This is a genomic window from Delftia tsuruhatensis, assembly GCF_903815225.1.
GTDB classification, from domain to species: domain Bacteria; phylum Pseudomonadota; class Gammaproteobacteria; order Burkholderiales; family Burkholderiaceae_C; genus Comamonas; species Comamonas tsuruhatensis_A.
This window is the reverse complement of sequence record NZ_LR813084.1, coordinates 5,457,144-5,478,530: the sequence shown is the minus strand read 5'-3', so window position 1 is coordinate 5,478,530 and position 21,387 is coordinate 5,457,144. Positions and strand designations below refer to the sequence as shown.

Genomic DNA, 21,387 nt, shown 5'->3' with positions numbered 1-21,387 from the left:
TTGATCAAAACAGAAAATACCGCTGCGCCATCGGCAGCTCGGTGGCGGGCTCGCAGGTCAGCAACTGGCCGTCGGCGACGACCTGGTAGGTCTCGGGATCGACGCTGATGTCGGGCTGCCAGTCGTTGTGCACCATGTCGCGCTTGCTCACGCTGCGGCAGTGCTCCACCGCCACGGTGCGCTTGCGCAGGCCGTAGCGGCCGGCCACGTCGGCCTGCTGCGCGGCCTGCGAGACGAAGGTCAGGCTGGCCGGCGCCACGCCGCTGCCCTGGCCTGCGAACATGGGGCGGTAGTGCACGGGCTGGGGCGTGGGGATGCTGGCGTTGGGGTCGCCCATGGCGGCGCTGGCGATGCTGCCGCCCTTGAGGATGAGGCTGGGCTTGACGCCGAAGAACGCAGGGCGCCACAGCACCAGGTCCGCCAGCTTGCCCACTTCCACCGAGCCCACGACATGGGCGATGCCATGGGTGCGTGCGGGGTTGATGGTGTACTTGGCCACGTAGCGCTTGACGCGGAAGTTGTCGTGGCGCGCGTTGTCGCCCGGCAGGCTGCCGCGCTGGACCTTCATCTTGTGCGCCGTCTGCCAGGTGCGCAGCACGACCTCGCCCACGCGGCCCATGGCCTGGCTGTCGCTGGAGATCATGGAGAAGGCGCCCAGGTCGTGCAGGATGTCCTCGGCCGCGATGGTTTCGCGGCGGATGCGGCTTTCGGCGAAGGCGATGTCCTCGGCAATCGATGCGTCCAGGTGGTGGCAGACCATGAGCATGTCCAGGTGCTCGTCCAGCGTGTTCACCGTGTAGGGGCGCGTGGGATTGGTCGAGGACGGCAACACGTTGGCCTCGCCGCAGACCTTGATGATGTCCGGTGCATGGCCGCCGCCCGCGCCTTCGGTGTGGTAGGTGTGGATGGTGCGGCCCTTGAAGGCGGCGACCGTGGCTTCCACGAAGCCGCCCTCGTTGAGCGTGTCGGTGTGGATGGCGACCTGGGTGTCGGTCTCGTCGGCCACGCCCAGGCAGCAGTCGATGGCGGCGGGCGTCGATCCCCAGTCCTCGTGCAGCTTCAGGCCGATGGCGCCGGCGGCGATCTGCTCGCGCAGCGGCGCGGCCTGGCTGGCGTTGCCCTTGCCCAGCAGGCCGATGTTCATGGGGTAGCCGTCCACGGCCTGCAGCATGCGCTCCATGTGCCAGGGGCCGGGCGTGACCGTGGTGGCGAAGGTGCCCGTGGCCGGGCCCGTGCCGCCGCCGATCATGGTGGTCACGCCGCTGGTCAGCGCCTCGTCGATCTGCTGCGGGCAGATGAAGTGAATGTGGGTGTCGATGCCGCCGGCCGTGACGATCATGCCCTCGCCCGCGATGATCTCGGTGCCGGGCCCGATGACGATGGTCACGCCCGGCTGCATGTCCGGATTGCCGGCCTTGCCTATGCCTGCGATCAGGCCGTTCTTGATGGCGATGTCGGCCTTGACGATGCCCCAGTGGTCGATGATGACGGCATTGGTGATGACGGTGTCGGCGCAGTCCGCCGCCATGCGCTGGCTCTGGCCCATGCCGTCGCGGATGACCTTGCCGCCGCCGAACTTGACCTCCTCGCCGTAGATGGTGTGGTCCTTCTCGATCTCGATGACCAGGGCCGTGTCGGCCAGCCGCAGGCGGTCGCCCACGGTGGGGCCGAACATCTCGGCATAGGCCTGGCGCGTGATGCTTGCCATGAACGTACCTTTCAGAGAGGTCCCATCACCTTGGCGTTGAAGCCGAAGATGATGCGGTCGCCGGAGATTTCCACGAGTTCCACGGTGCGCTCCTGCCCGGGCTCGAAGCGCACGGCCGTGCCGGCCGCGATGTTCAGCCGCCAGCCGCGCGTGGCGGCGCGGTCGAAGTGCAGGGCCTCGTTGACCTCGAAGAAGTGGAAGTGCGAGCCCACCTGCACGGGCCGGTCGCCGGTGTTGGTCACCGTGACGGCCTGCACGGGCCGGCCTGCGTTGAGGACGATCTCGCCGGGCTCGGCCAGCAGTTCGCCGGGGATGGTGCGTTCGGTCATCGAGGGCTCCCTGGCTCAGCCGGCCAGCGCCACGGCGCCATAGCCCATGGCGGCCACGCCGGCCAGGCGCGCGGCCCAGGCCCTCGCGCCGCCGCCGCGCAAGGCCCGGCCGAAGGCCACGCCCAGCGCATGCAGCATCAGCGTGGTGCCGACCATGCCCGCCATGTAGGCCCAGAACACGGCAGGTGCCAGCGCATGCGGGAAGACCTCGCCATGGGCAAAGCCGTGGAACAGCGCGAAGGCGCCCGCCAGCACCATGGCCAGGGCCACGGGCAGGCGGCGCTGGGCCACCAGCAGCAGGCCGAAGGCCAGCAGCGAGGCGGCCACCATGGGCTCCACGGCCGGCAGTGCCAAAGGGGTCTGCGTCAGCGCCAGGCCCAGCGCCATGCAGGCGGCAAAGGCCACGGGCGGCAGCCACTGGCGCTTGAGCATCAGCCCGCACCACAGACCCAGCGCCACCATGGCCAGCAGATGGTCCAGGCCCGCGATGGGGTGGGACAGCCCGGCCATCAGGGCCTGCATGGCGCCGTCGCCGGCGTGCAGGTGCACGCCGGCCCCCGTATGGGCGCTGGCGGCCGTGGCGGCGGCCAGCAGGGCCGGTGCGAGCAGAAGGCGGGGATGGAACATGGCGGATCTCCTCAAACGATCGGATGGTGGACGGTCACGAGCTTGGTGCCGTCCGGGAAAGTGGCTTCGACCTGGATGTCCGGGATCATTTCTGGAATGCCCTCCATCACATCGGCGCGCGTCAGCACCGTGGTGCCCAGGTGCATGAGCTCGGCCACGGTCCTGCCGTCGCGCGCCCACTCCAGCACGGCGGCGCTGATCAGCGCCACGGCCTCGGGGTAGTTGAGCTTCAGGCCGCGCGCCTTGCGCCGCTCGGCCACCAGGGCGGCGGTGAACAGCAGCAGCTTGTCTTTTTCACGGGGCGTGAGTTCCATTGGTCAGTCTCCGTTGATCAGGTGGCCCACAGGCGGGGAGGGCGGGCTTCTTGGTTCAGCAGGGCCGGGCGCAGCAGGCGCCAGCCTTCATGCAGCACGGCGCGCGCGGCCTGCATGCGCCGCGCCAGCACGCGCAGCAGCAGCACGGACGGAGCACCGCCCTGGCCGGCCAGCAGGCTGGCGCCGGCGCGCACCTCGTCGCTCCAGGGCAGGGTGGTGGCCAGTTGTTCATTCAGGCCCGCCAGCGCACCGCCTGGGTCCGGCGCTGCCGCCCAGAGGCTGGCCTGGATCGGAAAGCCGGCCCAGGCCACGGGGCTGTCCAGCAGCGTGTCGGTGGAGCGCAGTTCGCCCTGCTCCAGCCACAGGGGCAGGCCGCCATGGCACAGGCGGTTGTCCAGGCGCAGGCGCGCCGCTGCGCCGTGGCCCTGCCATTGCTCGCCTGCGCCGTAGCGGCCCAGCACCACGGCATCCCAGCCGATGGCGCGCGCGCCAGGTGCCAGCTCCAGCTCCAGCGCCATGGTGGCGTCGGCGCCCGCGAACAGCATGTTGTCCTGGGGCAGCCATTCCAGCGTGGCGCCTTCCTCCACGCGCAGCCGCACGCGTTGCGCGGCCGGCCGGCCCTGGGACTTGTACCAGCGCGTGGCTCCGGGTGTTGTCAGCAGGGCGTGGGCGCCGGGCGCCACGCAGACATCGATCCTCAACTGGTCGCCCCCGGCGATGCCGCCCGGCGGATGCAGCAATACCGCGTGGCAGATGCCGGGCCCTTCGGGATGCAGCGGTTTCTGAACACGCAGGGGGCCGCTGTGGCGTGCCTGCGCCAGCACCGTGCCCTGGGCCGCGCGCCGCTCGAAGCGCAGGTCCAGCAGGGCCTGCCAGCCGGCACAGGCGGCAGAAGCAGCGGTTGTCTGGGGGATGGCGGGCATGAAGGATCGGGCGTGCAGGATGGTGCAAACGCCCTCCTTCATGCATTAAGCGTGCCAATGTGGTGCGCCACCGGGTTGCGCCTGCCTGGTGCGCGCTGCCCCGGATTGGTGCAATGGTTGCACGCCAGTGCATGCGCCATGGCACGCTGGTGGTGCCTGCGGCGCTGCCCAGGCCGCGGGCTGGTGCAGGCCTATGGGGCGCGGCGGGCCAGCGTCCGGTCCCGGGCGACCACGGCCAGCGTGGCCAGGCTCAGCGCCAGGCCCGCGAGGCTGGCGCCCGACCAGCCCCAGTGCAGCCAGACGTAGGAGCCCACGGCCGAACCCAGCGAGGCGCCGATGAAGTAGCCCGTCATGTAGACCGCGTTGATGCGCGAGCGTGCCGCAGGCGCCAGTGCGTAGATCACGTTCTGGTTGCTGATGTGCAGGGCCTGCAGCGCGGCATCGACGATGAGCAGGCCCGCCAGGAACCACCACAGACTGGTGCCGCCCAGCCACAGGGCCCCCCAGCCCGCCAGCATCAGCAGGCCGCCGGCCAGCGTCGTACGCTGCTCCAGGCCCCTGTCTGCCAGGCGGCCCGCCATGTTGGCCATGAGGGCGCCCGCCACGCCGACCAGGCCGATCAGTCCGATCTGTGCATCGCCCAGGCCATAGGCCGGCCCTGCCAGCAGCAGCGCCATGGTGGAGAACAGCACGCTGACGGTGGCAAAGCCCAGTCCGCCGATCAGGGCGCGGCTGCGCAGGCGCGGCTGCTCGCGCAGCAAGGTCAGCAGCGAGCGCATCACCTGACCGTAGCCGATGCGCTGGGATGGCCGTGCCTCGGGCAGCACGCGCCGCAGCGCCAGGGCCGTGCCCGCCGTGGCGATGGCGCCCGCCCAGTAGACGGCGTTCCATCCGCCCAGGTCGGACAGGACGCCGGCCACGCTGCGCGCGGCCAGGATGCCGATCAGCAGGCCGCTCATGACCAGGCCCACGGCGCGCCCGCTGGCGCCGGGCGCCGCGAAGCTGGCCGCCATGGGCACCAGCACCTGGGCCGCGACCGAGAACAGGCCCGTCATCAGCGTGCCGGCCGCCAGCAGCCCGAAGCTGTGCGCCATGCCGCTGGCCAGCATGCCGAGGGCCGCCAGCAGCATCAGGCACAGCACCAGGCGGCGGCGCTCCAGCATGTCCCCCAGCGGCACGAGCAGCAGCAGGCCCAGTGCATAGGAGACCTGAGCCATGGTCACCGTCAGCGAGGCACGCGCCTCGCTGATGCCCAGATCCACGGCGATGGAGTGCAGCAGCGGCTGGTTGAAATAGTTGGCGCCCGCGCACAGGCCGCAGGCCGTGGCCATGAGCAGCAGGGTGCTGTGTGGCAGCACGGGGGTCGAGGTGGCGGACAGGGCAGGGGGAGAGCTGTGCATGGGATCAATGCCTGTGGTGTCGGGTGGTGGGTGGCTGCCGCATGGTTCAGACCCACAACGGTGCCCGCGCGGGCCGGTCCGTGACCGGCAGCGCGGCCACGGCATCCACCTCGATCAGCATGCCTGGCAACGCCAGCCTGGGCACGGGGATCAGGGTGCAGGCCGGAAAACGTGGCAGGCCTTCCTGACCGGGCCCGCCTGCGCTCCAGTGCCGCCGTACGGCGGCCTGCCAGTCGTTGAAGCGCTGTTCCGAATGGTCGACGATGAGCAGCGTCAGCTTGACCACCCGGTCCATGTCCGCGCCCGTGGCCTGCAATGCGAGCTTCAGATTGGACAGGGCCTGCACGGCCTGGGCCGCGAATTCCGGGGGCAGATCACCCGCCTGGTTCTCACCGCCCTGACCGGAGACGAACACCCATTGTGCCGGTCCCTCGACGGCGACCACGTGCGTGTAGCCGTTGGGGGAGGCATCGTAGAGACCATCGGGCTGGAGATGGTGGAGCGTGGGGGGCGTCTGGAGCGCGTCGTGTTGCATATCGTGACTCGAATCTGTGGATGCCGGGAGTGGCGAGGCTGGCAGTTTGAAACCTCAACCATTGTTGAGGTCAAATGTCCTCCCGCTTGGGCCTACTAGGGCCGGGCCTATTTCTCCTTCGCCATGCCTCCGTCCTTTCCCGCACCTGCCATCCTTTTCGAGCCTGAAGCGCCAGCCATTCTTTCCGTTGGCGAAGTCGCCAGGCGCAGCGGCATCACCGTCTCGGCCCTGCACTTCTATGAGCGTCAGGGCCTGATCGAGAGCCTGCGCACCGCCGGCAACCAGCGCCGCTACGCGCGGTCCGTGCTGCGGCGCGTGGCCGTCATCAAGGTGGCCCAGCGCATGGGCCTGCCGCTGGCCGATATCGCTCAGGCATTGCAGAGCCTGCCCAGCGGACGCACGCCGACGCAGGCCGACTGGTCCGCACTGTCGGCACGCTGGCGCCAGGCGCTGGATGCGCGCATCGAAGGCCTCACCCAGCTGCGCGACCAGCTCGACGGTTGCATAGGCTGCGGCTGCCTGTCCCTGAAGGTCTGCCCTCTGCGCAACGATGGCGACTGCCTGGCCGAAGGCGGCCCCGGTCCGCACTTTCGCTGAAGCCGGGCCGGTCGGCGCCTGTCAGTGTCTGGGCATGGGCAGGGTGGGCGTGCGCGTGCACATCCAGCCCAGCCAGGCGGCCAGCGCGCCCATGACGATGCAGTAGGCGACCAGGGCCTCGGTGAGGCCGATATGGTCGGACAGCCAGCCCAGGCCCAGGATGGGCACGATGGTGCCTACATAGCCCACCACCAGATAGGTGGACAGCAGGCCCGTGCGGTTGGCCGGCGTCGAGACCTTGTTGACGATGGACATGCCGGCCAGATTGCACAGGCCGTGGCCCGCCGCCGTGGTGATGACGCTCAGGGCGAACAGCAGGGCCGAGCCGACGAAATTGTTGACCAGCAGCAGCAGATTGCAGGCCACCAGGCAGGCGAAGCCCAGGATGGCCGAACCCTTGGTCGGGCGCGGGCGTGCCAGGTACTGGAAGCCTGCCGAAAGGAACAGGATCACGCCGATGGACAGGCCGGACACGGCCGGACCGTGCCAGGGCACCATGCGCTGCATGAAGCTGGGCGCCAGCGAGGCGAACAGGCTGAACATGCCGAAGGCGCAGAACGCACACATGCCGCCCAGGGCGTAGTGCCGCGCGAAGCGCCGCTCGGGCAGCGTGATGGTGGGCATGAAGTCGCGCCAGTTCAGCGCGGGTGCCTGCTCCGGTCGCTGGTCGGCCGGCCCGGGGATGCGCACCTGGTACAGGGCGTAGATGGCCAGCAGGCCCAGGCCCAGCGAGGGGATGTAGGCCGAGACCAGCGGCCGGGGCAGCCACTGGGCGATCAGCCCGCCGACCACGGGGCCCAGGCCGAAGCCGAAGGCGATGGTCAGGCTGGTCGTGGCCGCGGCGCGCTGCAGGTCGCCCCGGTTGTTGAGCCGCGTCATGCCCACCGAGGCCGAGGTCGTGATCAGCCCCGAGGCCACGCCGATGACCACGCGGCCCAGCGCGAAGCTGGGCACGTTCCAGGCCATGGCCGAGACCAGAACGCCCAGCGTCATCAGGATCAGGCCCGCGCGCAGCACGGCGACGAAGCCGAAGCGGTCCGTCAACCGGCCCAGGAACAGCAGGCTGGCCAGGGCGCCGAACATGTAGGCGACGAAGATCTGCGTGATGTGGCTGGGCAGCAACCCCCAGGCCTGCTGGTAGAGGGGATACAGCGGGCTGGCCAGGGCCGTGCCCATGACGCCCACGCACATGGAGAAACACACCCACGCATAGGGTGGCCAACGGGTTTGCATAAAAGGGTGCGAGAAGAGGGAAAAGCGGCTGCCGGCAAGGGCGCTGCCGACAGCGCAGGGCATCTGGAATGACCCCCGGGACAATGGGTGAATTCTAGGAAACCCGCGCGCAGCAGGTGCGGTGGCTCCCGCGAGCCCCTGGCTGGGACCCGGGCATATGGCTGTCATGCGGCGGCCACGCGCGGGTGTACCCTGTAGCGGTCACTTGCATTCATCCAAGAATCCGGTATGCCAGCTCCCTGCTTTTCTTCCCTCTCTTGGCCGCGCGTCTGCCCGAAGGCCTGGACTCTGCTGGGCGCCTGCGCGCTGTTGCTGGGCGGCTGCGGCTCGGTGGGAGGGGGCGTGGGTATCGGCATCCCTGTCGGGCCGGTGTCTGTGGGCGTGGGACTGGGCAGCGGCGGGCTGAGTGCCGGCGTCGGTACGGGCGTGGGGCCGGTGGGCGTCGGCGTGGGGTCAACCAGAGCGGCCAGGTACTGGGCAGCGCGGGGGTGGGGGGGCCTCCACGGGCGTGGGGGGGCGCAAGGGTCGGCGTGGGCGTGGGCTCGTCCACGGTGCTCCATGACCCGCAGCGCAGTGCCTCCCAGCCCTCCCCGCGGATGGCGCAGGAGCCCGGGCCCGTGGCACCTTCCCCGGCCCCCGCGGGTGCCGTGCAATGGCGCGACGCCAGCGGACAGATCGTGCCGGCCTGCCGGGTGGAAGGCCGCTGCTGAGTCAGGGCCCCTGGGTTTGCATGCAGTTTCCCCCGGAGCAGCAAGGCAAGTGGCGCCGCCGCCCGGAGGGAGTTCCTTTCAATCCGACCAGGCGATGCGGTCCCGCCCGGCTCCCTTGGCCAGATACAGGCGGCGGTCGGCGTCGGCCAACAATTGCTGGGCGCTGTTGGAGGGCGAGGGCACGATGCTCGCGATGCCCATGCTCACGGTCAGCGCCGCGCCCAGCGGCGAGGCTGCATGGGGCAGGTCCAGCGCCCTGAGTGCATCGACGATGCCCTGGGCCACCAGCACCGCTCCGTCCAGCGCGGTATGCGGCAGCAGGCAGACGAACTCTTCCCCGCCATAGCGTGCCAGCAGGTCGCCTGGGCGGTGCAGCGCGCCCTGGATGGCATGGGCCAGCTGGCCCAGGCAGTCATCGCCGACCAGATGGCCGTAGTGGTCGTTGTAGGCCTTGAAATGGTCCACATCGATCATGACCAGGGACAGGGGCTCGCCCAGCCGCTGCAGGCGCAGGAACTCGCGCGCCAGCTGGGCGCCGAAGAAGCGGCGGTTGGCCACTCCCGTGAGCCCGTCGCTGTGCGACAGCAGCTGCAGCATCTGGCGTTGCTGCGCGATCTGCAGATGGGTGCGCACGCGCGCCTTCAGCACGGGCGAGCGAAAAGGCTTGGTCACGAAGTCCACCGCACCCAGGTTCAGGCCCAGCTCCTCGCAATGGGGCTCGGTCAGCGCGGTGAGGAAAATGACGGGGATGTGCGCGGTCTCCAGGTCCGTCTTCAGACGCCGGCAGACCTCGAAGCCATCCATCTGCGGCATGCGGATGTCCAGCAGGATCAGGTCGGGCTGGTGCTGGCGGGCCAGGGCCAGTGCCTCCTCGCCGGTGTGCGCCACGAGCAGGTCGCACAAATCCTTGATCACATGGCCGATGACGGCGGCATTGTCCGGAACGTCGTCGACCACCAGCACCTTCTGCGCGGCAGGCAAGGGCTGTAGCGGGTTGGGCAGTGACGGTGGAAAGGCGGAGTAGGGCATGGCCTGGCGGATTTCGGGCCGAGAATACCCCGGAACCCCTCAGGCTGGATAGGGCATGGGGGTCAGGGACAATTTGTAAAGATTTCTGTCCCTGATGTGACAGACGACTTGATGTCGGTCAAGCGTACAGCGGCTCTTCCTGCATGGCCTCGATCTGCTCGTTGAGCATGTCCACCTGGCCGCGCCAGTAGTCGGGGGTTCCGAACCACGGGAAGTTGATGGCGAAGATGGGGTCATCCTGGCGCCGTGCCAGCCAGGCGCTGTAGTGGATCAGGCGCAAGGTGCGCAGCGGCTCGATCAGGGCCAGCTCGCGCCGGTCGAAGGCGCGGAACTGCTCATAGCCGTCCAGCAGGGCGCCCAGCTGGCGGGTGCGCTGGGCGCGGTCACCAGACAGCAGCATCCACAGGTCCTGCACGGCCGGGCCGGTGCGCGCGTCATCCAGGTCCACGAAGTGCGGCCCGCCACGGCCTTCGTCGTCCAGCGGCGTCCACAGCACGTTGCCGGGATGGCAGTCGCCATGCAGGCGCAGCGTGCGCGCTGCCTGCAGGCCGAAATGGCCCGTCGCACTCAGGCCGTCGGCGGCGGGTGCCATCAGATCCAGCGCGCGCTGGCAGGCCGCCTTCCAGGCGGATTCCACCTCCAGCGGAATCATCTGCTGTGACAGCAGCCACTGCATCGAATCCTGGCCGAAGCCGGCCAGGTCCAGCGCCGGGCGGTGCGCGAAGGGCCGTGCCGCGCCCACGGTATGGATGCGCGCCAGAAACCGCCCGATCCACTCCAGTACCTCGAAATCATCGAGTTCGGGCGGCCGCCCACCGCGCCAGGGGCTGACCGAGAAGTCGAAACCCGCATGGCTGTGCAGGGTGGCGCCCCCCAGCACCAGTGGCGCCACGGCGGGCACCTCGGCCGTGTGCAGTTCGGCGCTGAACGCGTGCTCTTCGAGGATTTGCTCGCGGCTCCAGCGGCGCGGGCGATAGAACTTGAGCACCACGCGCTGGCCGTCTTCGAGCACGGCCTGGTAGACGCGGTTCTCGTAGGAGGCCAGGGCCGTGAGCCGGCCGTCGCCCCACAGGCCCACGGCGGCCAGGGCGTCGAGCACCACGTCGGGCGTGAGCCGGGCATAGGCGTGGCGGGCCTGCGGCGAGGCGTCGAGATCGGGATCGTGCGGTGTGGCGGACATGGGGCGATTGTCGCCGGGCTGGCTTAAGCTCTGCACCTGTCTGTCCTCCACCGATTCGCGCACCGTGCCGCTGCTGCCCCATTTCCTGCAATCGCATGCCATCGCCAGCGTTGCCGCGGGCGCATCCGAAGCGCAGGACGGTGGCGCCGATGACTGGCGCGGCTGGCATCGCGGCCGCAAGCGTTATGCGGTCTGGGTGCTGGAGGTCGATGCGCAGGCTGCCGTGCGGCAGGCCTGCGCACAAGCGCGCGCCCAGCTGGCCGATGCCCTGGTGCCGCGCTACCGGCGGCAGTGGCATGTGACCGTTGCCACGGCGGGCTTCCTCGACGGCGATGCGGCCTTGCCCGATGCCTATGGAGTGTTGCAACTGGCGCGGGATCTGCACGCGCTGCAAGCCATGCCGGCCGCCGCGCTGCAACTGGAGTTCGGTGGCTGGGGCAGTTTCGAGATGGCGCCCTACCTGATGGTCCGCGACACGGACACTGCGGGCGCCACGTTGGCGGGGCTGCATGGCGCACTGGTGCCGGCCGGGCGGGAACTGGCGCTGACCGAGCCGCTGCGCCCCTATGTGCCCCATGTGACACTGGGTGCATGGAGCGGCGCCTGGCCGCGTGCCCGGGTGCAGCAATGGATCGGCGGCCTGCCGGGACTGGAGCCCTGGCAGGCCGCGCTGGACGAGATCGCGCTCGTCAGCTATGCGGCCGGCGAGCCGCACGGCCCGCTGGCCTGCCATGCGCGCTACGACCTCAGGAGCCGCCGGCTGCGCTGGCTGCAGCGGCCGGACAGATGGTGCGCCGGCCTCTGATCAGGCCAGCGTGATCTGCACGTCGATATTGCCGCGCGTGGCGTTGGAGTAGGGGCAGACCTGGTGGGCCGCATCGACCAGGGCCTGGGCCTGGGCGCGGTCCATGCCGGGCAGGCTGACCTTCAGGCGCGCGGCGATGCCGTAGGCGTTGGGGATGGTGCCCAGGTCCACTTCGGCGTCAATGGCCAGGTCCTGGGGCAGGGTGATCTTCTGCTTGCCGGCCACGGCCTTGATGGCGCCGATGAAGCAGGCCGAGTAGCCCGCGGCGAACAACTGCTCGGGATTGGTGCCCGTGCCGCTGGTGCCCGGCGAGGACAGGGTCACGTCCAGGCGGCCATCATCGGTGCGCGAGGCGCCATCGCGGCCGCCGGTGGTGTGGGCGCGGGCGGTGTACAGGACTTTTTCGAGCTGGGCCATGGTGTCTTCCTTTGGCAAAGATATCCGGCTGTGCGGACGGGTGGAGGAAATCGTCGGGTCGTCTTCAGTCGTTGTCGCGTGGCGCCAGGCGCTCGCGCAGCGTGCCGAGCTGCCGCGTCAGGGCCTGCAGTTCGGGCAGGGTGCACTGGGTGCTTTGCAGCACGCACGGGGGAATCTTTTCGGCTTCGGCGCGCAGCGTGCGGCCCTGTTCCGTGAGCGTGATGCGCACGCGCCGCTCGTCGCTGGCATCGCGCAGCCGTGCCAGCAGGCCCGCGCCTTCCAGGCGCTTGAGCAGGGGCGTCAGCGTGCCCGAGTCCAGGGTCAGCCGTTCGCCGATCTCCGACACGGTCAGGCCGTCACGCTCCCAGAGCACCAGCATGACCAGGTACTGCGGATAGGTCAGGCCGATGCGGTCGAGCAGGGGCTTGTACAGCTTGGTCATGGCCAGCGATGCCGAGTACAGCGCGAAGCAGACCTGGTTGTCCAGCTTGAGCAGTTCGGAGGTGTCGATGGGCATGGTGTTGCTTGGCATGGGGTGAATTATTGCTGTCAATTAAATTGTGCGCAATATTTTTGCGAAAAAACCCCGACGAAATCGGGGTCGCAGGCTATCGGCCCGTGAAACGCGCCGGCCGCTTCTCGATGAAGGAGCGGACACCCTCGGCGGCGTCCTCGCTGTTGGCGAGACGCTGCTGCACGGGGATGAAATCGGCCACGGCGGCGGCCTGGCCCAGCTCGATGGCCTTGAGCACGTTCAGGCGCGTGGCGACCACGGCCTGCGGGGCCTGGGCGGAGATCCGCTCGGCAATGCGAAAGGCCTCGTCGAGTTCCTGGCCGGCCGGGACCACCTTCTGCACGAAGTTCAGGCGATAGGCCTCGGCACTGTCGAACTCGTCGGCCGTCAGCAGGTGCAGCATGGCATTGCCCACGCCGGCGCGCTCGGCCATGCGCAGCGTGGCACCGCCCGTGGGCATGATGCAGCGCTGCACCTCCAGTTGCGAGAAGCGGCAGTCGTCGGCCGCCACCACGATGTCGGCGCCCAGCATCAGTTCGATGCCCACGGTGAAGCAGATGCCCTTGACGGCCACGACCATGGGCTTGGCGCGGCGGCGGTAGCCGGTCAGGCCGTAGTCGTGCGGTTCGACCAGGCCCTGGGGTATGGCCTTTTTGCCCGTGCGCAGGAATTCGGCCATCACCGGCAGGTCCAGCCCCGCCGTGAAATGGCTGCCGAAGGCGTGCAGCACGCCAACGCGCAGCTCGGGATCGTCTTCCAGGCGGGTATAGGCCTCGGCCAGCTGCTGGAACATGGGCGGCGTCCAGCCGTTGCGCTTGGCGGGGCGGTTGATGCCGATCAGCAGCACATGGCCGCGCACTTCGCAGCTGATGCAGCCTTCGGGCGGCGGGGTGGGGGTGTCGATGTCCATGGGTGTCTCCTGCGCTGCAACCATAGTGGAGCGCCGGGGACGCCGCAGTCGCGCAGAAGACGCCCGGGCCAGGCAGGGCGCATCCAGGAAAAAAGGCGAAGGAGGGCGCCTGCTGCGCCTTCACTTCGCCTTCACGCTGTCGCGGGATACCGATCAGTAGGTGTACACGCCGCGGCCCGTCTTGCGGCCCAGGCGACCGGCGGCCACCATTTCCTTGAGCAGCGGGCAGGGGCGGTACTTGCTGTCGCCGAATTCCTTGAGGTAGACCTCCATCACGGCCAGGCACACGTCCAGGCCGATCATGTCGGCCAGGGCCAGCGGGCCGATGGGCTGGTTGCAGCCCAGCTTCATGCCGGCGTCGATGTCCTCGGCCGAGGCCAGGCCCTCGGACAGCACGAAGAAGGCTTCGTTGATCATGGGCACCAGGATGCGGTTGACCACGAAGCCCGGGGCGTTCTTCACGGTGATGGGGCTCTTGCCCAGGCGCTCGGACAGGGCCTTGACGGCGGCATGCGTCTCGTCGCTGGTCTGCAGGCCGACGATGATCTCCACCAGCGCCATCATGGGCACGGGGTTGAAGAAGTGCATGCCGATGAACTTGTCGGCCCGGGTCGTCACGGCGGCCAGCTGGGTGATGGAGATCGACGAGGTGTTGGTGGCGACGATGACGTCGGCGTCCAGCAGGCCATCGAGCTGCTGGAGGATCTTGACCTTGAGCTCGTAGTTCTCGGTGGCGGCCTCGATGACCAGCTGTGCGCCCTTGAGGGCGGCGTAGTCGGTGGAAGTCTTGATGCGTGCCAGGGCCGCGGCCTTGTCGGCCTCGGTCAGCTTCTCCTTCTTGATCAGGCGGTCCAGGCTGCCCGAGACGGTGGCCAGGCCCTTCTGGACGGCGGCATCCGAGATGTCCACCATGACCACATCGATGCCGGACACCGCGCAGGCCTGCGCGATGCCGTTGCCCATGGTGCCTGCGCCGATGATGCCTACGGTTTGAATTGCCATGACTGTCAGTCTCCTCAAACGAACAAAGTGAATGCGATCCAGCGATCGTAGCGGGATTCGGAGCATCCACCGGGTTTGCCCCGGCTTGCGGCGCCGCGCAGGCGACTGCAACAGTGGATGGCTACACCGCAGGGAAGGGGCAGGCATGCTGGATTACATCGTGATCGGAGGCGGCTCGGCGGGCTCGGTGCTGGCCGGGCGGCTCAGCGAGGATGCGCAGACGCAGGTGGCGCTGCTGGAGGCCGGGCCGGCCGACTCCAGCGTGCTCATCCACTGTCCGGCGGGCATGGCCGCCATGGCCAAGGGCGGGCGCCACAGCTGGGGCCTGTCCACCGTGCCCCAGCCGGGCCTGGGCGGGCGGCGTGGCCACCAGCCGCGCGGCAAGGTGCTGGGCGGCTCCAGCGCGGTCAACGCCATGGTCTATGTGCGCGGCCAGCCGGCCGACTACGACCACTGGGCCGCCCAGGGCAATCCGGGCTGGAGCTGGAGCGAAGTCCTGCCCTACTTCCTGCGCGCCGAACACAACGAGCGCGGCGCCGACGCCTGGCATGGCACGGGCGGCCCCCTGAACGTGGCCGAGCTGCGCGATCCCAACCCGCTGTCGCAGGCCTTTGTGCAGGCGGGCGTGCAGGCCGGCCATGCGCACAACGGCGATTTCAACGGCCCGACGCAGGAAGGCGTGGGCCTCTACCAGGTCACCCAGCGCAATGGCGAGCGCCACCACGTGGCCAAGGCCTATCTGGCGCCGCACCGCGCGCGGCCCCATCTGCGTGTGGAAACCGGTGCCCAGGTGCTGCGCATTCTGTTCGAGGGCCGGCGCGCCGTGGGCGTGGAATACCTGCAGGGCGGCAGCGTGCGCCAGGCGCACTGCCGGCGCGAGGTGCTGCTCAGCGGTGGCGCGCTGCTGTCCCCGCAACTGCTGATGCTGTCAGGCGTGGGGCCGGGCGAGCACCTGCGTTCGCTGGGCATCGATGTCGTTCACCACCTGCCTGGCGTGGGTGCCCATCTGCACGACCACCCGGATGTGGTGCTGGTGGTCGATGGTCCCCAACTGGCCGACAGCTTCGGCCTGTCCCTGGGAGGCGTACGCAGATTGCTGGCCGCCGTGGGCCAATGGCGCAGCCAGCGGCGCGGCATGCTGACCACCAATTTTGCCGAGGCGGGCGGCTTCATCCGCAGCAGCCCCGGCGAGGCCGCGCCCGACCTGCAGCTGCACTTCGTGGTGGCCAAGCTGGTGGACCATGGGCGCAAGACGGTCTGGGGCCACGGCTATTCCCTGCATGTCTGCGTGCTGCAGCCGGCCAGCCGCGGCAGCCTGCGCCTGGCCAGCGCCGACCCGCTGGCCCTGCCGCTGGTGGACCCGGCGTTTTTCTCCGACGCGCAGGACCTGCGGCGCATGGTGAACGGCGTGCGCCGTGCGCGCGAGATCCTGGCCCAGCCTGCGCTCGCCGGTCTGGGCGGACGGGAGATGCCGGCCTCGGCCCGCGCGCAGGACGATGCGCGCATCGAAGACTTCATCCGCAGCCATGCCGACACCATTTATCACCCCGTGGGCAGCTGCCGCATGGGGCCGGGGCCCATGGACGTGGTCGATGCGCAGCTGCGCGTGCATGGCATCCAGGGGCTGCGCGTGGTCGATGCCTCGGTCATGCCGCGCATCGTCAGCGGCAACACCAATGCGCCCACGGTGATGATCGCGGAGAAGGCGGTGGACATGATCCGCGCCGCAGCGCGCTGAAGAACGGCCGGATTCAGGCCCTGAAGCGCCTGCGCGTCATCGCCAGCGCAAACCAGTAGGCTGCCACCGTGGTGGCGGCCAGCGCCAGGCCGTGGCGCAGCGGGTGGGCCGGCCATTCGTCCATGAACAGCGGGCGTACCAGCTCCACGGCATTGGTCAGCGGCAGCCAGTCCGAGGCCAGGCGCACGGCCTCGGACAGCTGCTCGCGCGGGACGAACATGCCCGACAGGAACATCATGGGCGTGAGCTTCAGCGTGAAGTAGTAGGTGAAGAAGTCGTAGCCCTGGGCCAGGGCGTTGGAGATCAGCGCGATGCTGGAGAACATGATGCCCGCGCACAGCAGCACCGGCCAGGACACGAGCAGCTTGGGTGAGTGGCTGATGCCCAGGGCCAGCATCACGCCCAGGATGGCCGTGACCGCAGGCATCGAAGAGCATGGACATGCGGTGACCCTGGGGCTAGGGGCCGGTGGCCAGCACCGAATCGGAGGTGCGGTCCGGCGCCGTGCCCGCCGGGCGCTGTTCAGGGGGACCCAGCCGTACCATCGTCCAGCAGTCGCGCCCGCGGCGCTTGGCGGCGTAGAGCGCGGCGTCGGCCGGTGGCAGCATCAGCTCCAGGCACAGCCCGCTCCAGACCTGGGGGGTGTGGGCGCAGCCGGCGCTGAAGCGCACCTCGAAGCCCAAGGTCTGTACCGAGGCCTGGAGCAGCGCGGACTGCAGCCGGGTGCACAGGCTGTCCACGCCGTCTGCCGAGGTGTAGAGCAGCAGGCAGAACTCCTCGCCGCCCCAGCGCGCGGCGATCTCGTCGCCGCGCAGCTGCTGCTGGAGCAGCCGTGCGAACAGGCACAGTGTCCGGTCGCCCATGGCATGGCCGTGTTCGTCGTTCACATGCTTGAAGTGGTCCAGGTCCAGCATCACCAGGGCCAGTGGCTGGTGGTGGCGCTGCGCATGGGCCAGCATGGCGGGGGCGCGTTCCAGCAGGGCGCGGCGGTTGGACAGTCCGGTGAGCGTGTCCTGAAGGGCCATGTCGCGCAGTTGCTGGCTGGTCTCGTCGCGCCAGGCCACGAGCACGGCCACCATCAGCAAGGTGCTGCTGAGCGTGGTCAGCAGCGCGAAGATCTGGTTGGCACCGCTGTCCGCGGTGAAACTGGGCAGCCAGGGCGTGGCCAGGGCCAGGTAGCTGCGAACGAGCAGCATCAGCCCCATGAAGGCGGCCACGCCGCACATCAGATAGCGCCAGCTGTGCGCCACGGGCCGGTGCGGGCCCAGGCACAGGCCGGCCAGCGCCAGCAGGCACAGCCCGTGGATGGCGCTGAACCAGCCGGTGCGCAGGGCCATCTGGGGCAGCAGCAGCGCAAAGCCCAGCGGTCCCAGTGCGCACAGGGCGATCAGCCCGCGCTCCAGCAGCGGCGGGCGCGGGCCCAGCCACTCGCGCAGGGCACGCGCCATCTGCCATTGCGCCATCGCGGCGCAGGCCGCCGCAGCCAGGGAGAGCAGGTCGCGCCACGGCAGGCCCTGCGGCAGGCGGCTGGCAGCCAGGATGAAGGTCCAGGCCAGGGCCTGGAGCAGGAAGAAATGCTGGGCATGGCGCGCGGCACCACTGACACGGCGGCCCATGGCCAGGGGCAGGGCCGCCGACATGGCCATCATGTTGATGGCCACGACGGCGGTCATGGAAAAGAAGTCCAGGGGCGGCAGCGTCGATGGCATGGGCGTCCCTGGATGACGGTGCGGCTCGAGGCGCGGGCGCTACTGGAACGCCACCTCCGCGAAGCTGCGCAGCTTGCGGCTGTGCAGGCGCTGGGAGCCACCGTCGCGCAGGATGTCGATGGCGCGCATGCCGATGCGCAGGTGCTGGTCCACGCGCTCGCGGTAGAAATGGTTGGCCATGCCGGGCAGCTTGATTTCGCCGTGCAGCGGCTTGTCGGAGACACACAGCAGCGTGCCGTAGGGCACGCGGAAGCGGAAGCCGTTGGCTGCGATGGTGGCACTTTCCATGTCCAGTGCCACGGCGCGACTCTGGCTGAAACGGCGCTGGGGCAGGTTGTCGGGCAGCAGCTCCCAGTTGCGGTTGTCGGTGCTGGCCACGGTGCCGGTGCGCATGATGCGCTTGAGGTCGGGGCCGTCCATCTGCGTCACGTCGGCCACGGCCTGCTGCAGCGCCAGCTGGATCTCGGCCAGCGCGGGAATGGGCACCCACAGCGGAAGTTCCTCGTCCAGCACATGGTCCTCGCGCACATAGGCGTGGGCCAGCACATAGTCGCCCAGCTGCTGGCTGTTGCGCAGTCCCGCGCAGTGGCCCAGCATCATCCAGGCGTGCGGACGCAGCACGGCGATGTGGTCGGTGATGGTCTTGGCGTTGGCCGGGCCCACGCCGATGTTGACCATGGTGATGCCGCTGTGGTCTGCGCGCACCAGGTGGTAGGCCGGCATCTGCGGCAGGCGCGGCGGCGGCGTGCCCAGCTCGTCGCCCGCCTGGGCCGGCAGCCCCGTGCGGCGCGTGACCACGTTGCCGGGCTCGATGAAGGCGATGTATTCGCTGTCCTCCCTGGCCATCTCTGCATGGCCCAGGCGGATGAACTCGTCGATGTAGAACTGGTAGTTGGTGAACAGCACGAAGTTCTGGAACCACTCGGGCTGGGTGCCCGTGTAGTGGCGCAGCCGGTGCAGCGAGTAGTCCACGCGCGGTGCCGTGAACAGCGACAGCGGCAGCGCCTGGCCGGGCTGCGGGCGCCAGGTGCCGTTGGCGATGCCGTCGTCCATGGATTCGAGGTCGGGCAGGTCGAAGACGTCGCGCATCAGCAGGCGCCGCTCGCGCGACAGCGTACCTTCGATGTGGTCGTTCTCGGCGAACGAGAAATGGATGGGGATGGGCTTGTCGCTCAGTCCCACCTCCAGCGGCACGCCGTGGCTCTTGATCAGCAGGCGGAACTGCTCGGCGTAGTAGCGCGAGAAAAGGTCGGGGCGCGTGAGCGTGGCCTCGTGCGTGCCCGGGCCCTCGACGAAGCCGTAGGCCAGCTGCGTGTCCGCGCGCGCCACCGTGGAGGTGTGCATGCGAACGAAGGGGTAGTAGGCATGGATGGGGGCGGCCGGCGTCTCGCCCGTCACGAAGCGCTGCATGGCCGAGCGAAGGTGTTCGATCTGTTCGCGGTAGAGCTGCTGGACATGCTCCAGGGCCCGCAGGGGGTCGGTGTGCAAGGTGGCCGGGGCCCTTTGGGCCTGCGAGGGGTTGTGAAGCAAAACCATGCTCTATTGTCGTTGGACTGGGTGACTGTTGTGCAACTGCCAGGCCCGTGCCCGCTCGGCAGGCAGGGGCGGTGCCACGAGGTACCCCTGCATCATGCCGCAGCCCAGGTCGCGCAGAAGGGCCAATTGGGCCGGTGTTTCCACGCCTTCTGCCACGATGTCCAGGTGCAGGCTGCGCCCCATCTGCACGATGGCGGTGACGATGGCCGTGTCGTCCTCGCTATCGGGGACGTCGGCGATGAAGGAGCGGTCTATCTTGAGCTGGTTGATCGGGTGGCGGCGCAGATAGGCCAGCGAGGAATAGCCGGTGCCGAAGTCGTCGATGGCCAGGCCCACGCCCAGAGCCTGCAGCGCCTGCAAGGTGTCCTGCACCTGTCCGCTGGTGTGCATCAGCGTGGATTCGGTCAGCTCGATATGCAGCCAGCGTGCCTCCAGGCCGGTCTCCTCCAGCACCTGTGCCACTTCGCGCGCCATGTCGCGCTGGCGAAATTCCAGCGCCGACATGTTGACCGACAGGGGCACGGGCGCCAGGCCCTCGTCCTGCCATTGGCGTGCCTGTCGGCAGGCCTCGCGCAGAACCCAGTGGTCTATGGCGGAAATCAGGCCGCGTGCCTCGGCAAAGCCGATGAACTCGCCGGGAAGCACCAGGCCGCGCTGGGGGTGGCGCCAGCGCACCAGCGCCTCGAAGCCCGCCAGGCGGCCATCGGCGGTGAAGGTCTGGGGCTGATAGTGCAGCTCGAACTCGTTGCGTTCGAGGGCGCGGCGCAATTGCTGCTCCTGCATCAGCATCTGGGTGGCCTGGCCACTGGGGGCGGGGGCGTAGAACTGCAGGTTGCGCCGGCCGCTGTCCTTGGCCATGTGCATGGCGGTCTCGGCGCGGTTGAGCAGCTCCTCCGGCCCCAGGCCATCGCCCGGGTACATGGCGATGCCCATGCAGGGCGATATCACCAGCGGCGTGCCCTCGATGGAGCAGGGCGCCTCGATGATGCGTTGCAGGTGGCTGGCCTGGGTCTCCGTCTCCTGCGGGTCGAGGTCGCCCGTGAGCACGACCACGAACTCGTCGCCGCCCACGCGCGCCACCAGGTCGTGGGAACGCACGCTGCCGCGCAGGCGCTGGGCGACTTCGCACAGCAGCAGGTCGCCCGCGTGGTGGCCCAGCGAGTCGTTGATGGTCTTGAAATGGTCCAGGTCGATGATGATCACGGCCAGGGCGCGTTGCTGCACCGAGGCCAGCGACAGCGCCTGGCGCAGCAGCTGGTTCAGGCGCACGCGGTTGGGCAGCTGGGTCAGCTGGTCGTGCTGGGCCAGGAAGTCCATGCGCTCCTGGGCCAGCTGGCGCAGCGTGATGTCGCGCACCAGCACGATGCGGTAGGGCTCGCCGTCATCGGGCATGGTCTTGGCCTCGATCTCCACGGGGATGCGGTGGCCGTCCTTGTGCTGTATGGCCCCGTCGAAGCGGTCTTCGCGGCCGCTGCGCATGTACTGCAACGCATAGAGGCGGTATTCGGGGCAGATGTAGTCGAGTATGGGCCGCCCCACCAGCTCGTCCAGGCTGTAGCCGGCCAGGCGCGACAGTGCCTCGTTGCCATCGATGATGAGGCCGTCGCGGTGCATGACGATGGCTTCGGTCGTGACCTCGGTGAACTTGCGCATGCGTTCTTCGCTGTCGCGCACCTTCTGCGCCACCTGGTGGTGGTGGCTCACATCGGTGATCTGCACCACGGCGCCCTGCAGCCTGCCGTGCTCGAAGTGCGGCAGCAGCATCGACTCGATATGGCGTGGCGGGCCGCCGGGCTGGGGCACCTCGCGCTCGTAGCGCACATGCTCTCCGCGCAGGCCGCGCTCCACATGTGGCGCGATGACCTGCCACACGGACTCGCCCACGATCTCGCGCACCGTCTTGCCCACCGCCTCGGCGGGCGTCAGCCCGAAGTTGCGGGCGTAGTGCACATTGGCAAAGCGGCAGCGCAATGTGCGCGCGTCAAAATAGGCCAGCATGGCTGGCGCAGTGTCGGCGATCAGCTGCAGCAGCGCATCATGGGCATCTGGATGTTGCGCGTCGACGTTCTCTGGCATGCGTCCCCCTCGCAGGGGATTTATAGCGGAATCGTAGAGATTTTGATAGCACTGCGTAGGTGGGTAAGCGGCCGCTGACACCTGGGGCCGCGTGC

The 21,387-nt window shown here is 69.2% G+C and carries 21 protein-coding genes and 1 pseudogene; 4 read left to right on the top strand and 18 right to left on the bottom strand.

Translation table 11 applies throughout. The features are described 5' to 3' along the window. Positions 1-4: 4 nt before the first annotated feature. The 7 genes from ureC to L1Z78_RS24905 form a co-directional block, all read right to left on the bottom strand. Positions 5-1,708, bottom strand: coding sequence for an urease subunit alpha (gene ureC / locus L1Z78_RS24935; RefSeq protein WP_234639016.1), 1,704 nt, complete (start codon positions 1,706-1,708; stop codon positions 5-7). Between the two features lie 11 nt (positions 1,709-1,719). Next, complete coding sequence (locus L1Z78_RS24930; protein WP_234639015.1) at positions 1,720-2,037, bottom strand: urease subunit beta; 318 nt, start codon at positions 2,035-2,037, stop codon at positions 1,720-1,722. A 15-nt stretch (positions 2,038-2,052) separates the two neighbouring features. After that, positions 2,053-2,664, bottom strand: a complete 612-nt coding sequence (locus tag L1Z78_RS24925; protein WP_234639014.1) for a HupE/UreJ family protein — start codon at positions 2,662-2,664, stop codon at positions 2,053-2,055. 11 nt (positions 2,665-2,675) lie between these two features. Further along, positions 2,676-2,978 carry an urease subunit gamma gene (locus tag L1Z78_RS24920; RefSeq protein WP_012203116.1) on the bottom strand — a complete coding sequence of 101 codons (303 nt, stop codon included), beginning with the start codon at positions 2,976-2,978 and terminating at the stop codon, positions 2,676-2,678. Between the two features lie 17 nt (positions 2,979-2,995). After that, on the bottom strand, positions 2,996-3,901 hold the full coding sequence (locus L1Z78_RS24915; protein ID WP_234639013.1) for an urease accessory protein UreD: 906 nt from the start codon (positions 3,899-3,901) through the stop codon (positions 2,996-2,998). A 191-nt stretch (positions 3,902-4,092) separates the two neighbouring features. Beyond that, positions 4,093-5,301, bottom strand: coding sequence for an MFS transporter (locus L1Z78_RS24910; protein ID WP_234639012.1), 1,209 nt, complete (start codon positions 5,299-5,301; stop codon positions 4,093-4,095). A gap of 46 nt (positions 5,302-5,347) precedes the next feature. Further along, positions 5,348-5,836, bottom strand: a complete 489-nt coding sequence (locus tag L1Z78_RS24905) for a RidA family protein (RefSeq protein ID WP_234639011.1) — start codon at positions 5,834-5,836, stop codon at positions 5,348-5,350. 123 nt (positions 5,837-5,959) lie between these two features. On the opposite strand from L1Z78_RS24905, the gene soxR reads away from it, so the two are divergent. Beyond that, positions 5,960-6,433 carry a redox-sensitive transcriptional activator SoxR gene (soxR, locus tag L1Z78_RS24900; protein WP_234639010.1) on the top strand — a complete coding sequence of 158 codons (474 nt, stop codon included), beginning with the start codon at positions 5,960-5,962 and terminating at the stop codon, positions 6,431-6,433. Between the two features lie 21 nt (positions 6,434-6,454). Here soxR and L1Z78_RS24895 read toward each other — a convergent pair whose 3' ends face one another. Next, positions 6,455-7,624, bottom strand: a complete 1,170-nt coding sequence (locus L1Z78_RS24895; protein ID WP_234642259.1) for an MFS transporter — start codon at positions 7,622-7,624, stop codon at positions 6,455-6,457. A 270-nt stretch (positions 7,625-7,894) separates the two neighbouring features. Here L1Z78_RS24895 and L1Z78_RS28025 point away from each other — a divergent pair. Then, positions 7,895-8,376, top strand: a pseudogene (locus tag L1Z78_RS28025) (hypothetical protein). A gap of 78 nt (positions 8,377-8,454) precedes the next feature. Here L1Z78_RS28025 and L1Z78_RS24890 read toward each other — a convergent pair. Both L1Z78_RS24890 and L1Z78_RS24885 read right to left on the bottom strand, forming a co-directional pair. Further along, positions 8,455-9,405, bottom strand: coding sequence for a diguanylate cyclase (locus L1Z78_RS24890; RefSeq protein ID WP_234639009.1), 951 nt, complete (start codon positions 9,403-9,405; stop codon positions 8,455-8,457). A gap of 118 nt (positions 9,406-9,523) precedes the next feature. Continuing rightward, complete coding sequence (locus L1Z78_RS24885) at positions 9,524-10,585, bottom strand: serine/threonine protein kinase (protein WP_234639008.1); 1,062 nt, start codon at positions 10,583-10,585, stop codon at positions 9,524-9,526. A gap of 64 nt (positions 10,586-10,649) precedes the next feature. Here L1Z78_RS24885 and L1Z78_RS24880 point away from each other — a divergent pair, with 64 nt between their 5' ends. Further along, the gene (locus L1Z78_RS24880) at positions 10,650-11,390 is read left to right on the top strand and encodes a 2'-5' RNA ligase family protein (RefSeq protein WP_234639007.1); all 741 of its coding nucleotides are present in this window, start codon (positions 10,650-10,652) and stop codon (positions 11,388-11,390) included. On the opposite strand, the gene L1Z78_RS24875 is transcribed toward L1Z78_RS24880, so the two are convergent. The 4 genes from L1Z78_RS24875 to L1Z78_RS24860 all read right to left on the bottom strand — a co-directional run bounded on the left by L1Z78_RS24875 (position 11,391) and on the right by L1Z78_RS24860 (position 14,233). Continuing rightward, positions 11,391-11,807: an organic hydroperoxide resistance protein gene (locus L1Z78_RS24875; RefSeq protein ID WP_234639006.1), complete on the bottom strand. Its 417-nt coding sequence runs from the start codon at positions 11,805-11,807 to the stop codon at positions 11,391-11,393. 64 nt (positions 11,808-11,871) lie between these two features. Then, positions 11,872-12,339 (bottom strand): MarR family winged helix-turn-helix transcriptional regulator, encoded by a 468-nt coding sequence (locus L1Z78_RS24870; protein WP_234639005.1) that lies wholly within the window; start codon positions 12,337-12,339, stop codon positions 11,872-11,874. A 76-nt stretch (positions 12,340-12,415) separates the two neighbouring features. Beyond that, positions 12,416-13,231 carry a crotonase/enoyl-CoA hydratase family protein gene (locus tag L1Z78_RS24865; RefSeq protein WP_234639004.1) on the bottom strand — a complete coding sequence of 272 codons (816 nt, stop codon included), beginning with the start codon at positions 13,229-13,231 and terminating at the stop codon, positions 12,416-12,418. 153 nt (positions 13,232-13,384) lie between these two features. Beyond that, positions 13,385-14,233, bottom strand: coding sequence for a 3-hydroxybutyryl-CoA dehydrogenase (locus L1Z78_RS24860; protein WP_234639003.1), 849 nt, complete (start codon positions 14,231-14,233; stop codon positions 13,385-13,387). A gap of 145 nt (positions 14,234-14,378) precedes the next feature. On the opposite strand from L1Z78_RS24860, the gene L1Z78_RS24855 reads away from it, so the two are divergent. Further along, entirely contained in the window at positions 14,379-15,971 is a 1,593-nt protein-coding gene (locus tag L1Z78_RS24855; RefSeq protein WP_234639002.1) for a GMC family oxidoreductase, read from the top strand. Between the two features lie 13 nt (positions 15,972-15,984). On the opposite strand, the gene L1Z78_RS24850 is transcribed toward L1Z78_RS24855, so the two are convergent. The 4 genes from L1Z78_RS24850 to L1Z78_RS24835 all read right to left on the bottom strand — a co-directional run bounded on the left by L1Z78_RS24850 (position 15,985) and on the right by L1Z78_RS24835 (position 21,292). Further along, a complete protein-coding gene (locus L1Z78_RS24850) occupies positions 15,985-16,398 on the bottom strand; it encodes an ABC transporter permease (protein WP_326491957.1) in 414 nt (137 codons plus the stop codon). A 31-nt stretch (positions 16,399-16,429) separates the two neighbouring features. Further along, positions 16,430-17,644: a GGDEF domain-containing protein gene (locus L1Z78_RS24845; RefSeq protein WP_234639001.1), complete on the bottom strand. Its 1,215-nt coding sequence runs from the start codon at positions 17,642-17,644 to the stop codon at positions 16,430-16,432. 75 nt (positions 17,645-17,719) lie between these two features. Then, complete coding sequence (locus L1Z78_RS24840) at positions 17,720-19,216, bottom strand: AMP nucleosidase (protein ID WP_234639000.1); 1,497 nt, start codon at positions 19,214-19,216, stop codon at positions 17,720-17,722. 3 nt (positions 19,217-19,219) lie between these two features. Next, positions 19,220-21,292, bottom strand: a complete 2,073-nt coding sequence (locus tag L1Z78_RS24835) for a putative bifunctional diguanylate cyclase/phosphodiesterase (protein WP_234638999.1) — start codon at positions 21,290-21,292, stop codon at positions 19,220-19,222. Between the last annotated feature and the right edge of the window lie 95 nt (positions 21,293-21,387).

Coding starts and splice junctions, on each gene's coding strand:
- L1Z78_RS24910 (WP_234639012.1), bottom strand. CDS start 5,301: ATGCACAGCTCTCCCCCTGCCCTGTCCGCCACCTCGACCCCCGTGCTG.
- ureC (WP_234639016.1), bottom strand. CDS start 1,708: ATGGCAAGCATCACGCGCCAGGCCTATGCCGAGATGTTCGGCCCCACC.
- L1Z78_RS24840 (WP_234639000.1), bottom strand. CDS start 19,216: ATGGTTTTGCTTCACAACCCCTCGCAGGCCCAAAGGGCCCCGGCCACC.
- L1Z78_RS24885 (WP_234639008.1), bottom strand. CDS start 10,585: ATGTCCGCCACACCGCACGATCCCGATCTCGACGCCTCGCCGCAGGCC.
- L1Z78_RS24850 (WP_326491957.1), bottom strand. CDS start 16,398: ATGCCTGCGGTCACGGCCATCCTGGGCGTGATGCTGGCCCTGGGCATC.
- L1Z78_RS24855 (WP_234639002.1), top strand. CDS start 14,379: ATGCTGGATTACATCGTGATCGGAGGCGGCTCGGCGGGCTCGGTGCTG.
- L1Z78_RS24865 (WP_234639004.1), bottom strand. CDS start 13,231: ATGGACATCGACACCCCCACCCCGCCGCCCGAAGGCTGCATCAGCTGC.
- L1Z78_RS24905 (WP_234639011.1), bottom strand. CDS start 5,836: ATGCAACACGACGCGCTCCAGACGCCCCCCACGCTCCACCATCTCCAG.
- L1Z78_RS24875 (WP_234639006.1), bottom strand. CDS start 11,807: ATGGCCCAGCTCGAAAAAGTCCTGTACACCGCCCGCGCCCACACCACC.
- L1Z78_RS24870 (WP_234639005.1), bottom strand. CDS start 12,339: ATGCCAAGCAACACCATGCCCATCGACACCTCCGAACTGCTCAAGCTG.
- L1Z78_RS24890 (WP_234639009.1), bottom strand. CDS start 9,405: ATGCCCTACTCCGCCTTTCCACCGTCACTGCCCAACCCGCTACAGCCC.
- L1Z78_RS24845 (WP_234639001.1), bottom strand. CDS start 17,644: ATGACCGCCGTCGTGGCCATCAACATGATGGCCATGTCGGCGGCCCTG.
- L1Z78_RS24860 (WP_234639003.1), bottom strand. CDS start 14,233: ATGGCAATTCAAACCGTAGGCATCATCGGCGCAGGCACCATGGGCAAC.
- L1Z78_RS24930 (WP_234639015.1), bottom strand. CDS start 2,037: ATGACCGAACGCACCATCCCCGGCGAACTGCTGGCCGAGCCCGGCGAG.
- L1Z78_RS24835 (WP_234638999.1), bottom strand. CDS start 21,292: ATGCCAGAGAACGTCGACGCGCAACATCCAGATGCCCATGATGCGCTG.
- soxR (WP_234639010.1), top strand. CDS start 5,960: ATGCCTCCGTCCTTTCCCGCACCTGCCATCCTTTTCGAGCCTGAAGCG.
- L1Z78_RS24920 (WP_012203116.1), bottom strand. CDS start 2,978: ATGGAACTCACGCCCCGTGAAAAAGACAAGCTGCTGCTGTTCACCGCC.
- L1Z78_RS24925 (WP_234639014.1), bottom strand. CDS start 2,664: ATGTTCCATCCCCGCCTTCTGCTCGCACCGGCCCTGCTGGCCGCCGCC.
- L1Z78_RS24915 (WP_234639013.1), bottom strand. CDS start 3,901: ATGCCCGCCATCCCCCAGACAACCGCTGCTTCTGCCGCCTGTGCCGGC.
- L1Z78_RS24895 (WP_234642259.1), bottom strand. CDS start 7,624: ATGTGCGTGGGCGTCATGGGCACGGCCCTGGCCAGCCCGCTGTATCCC.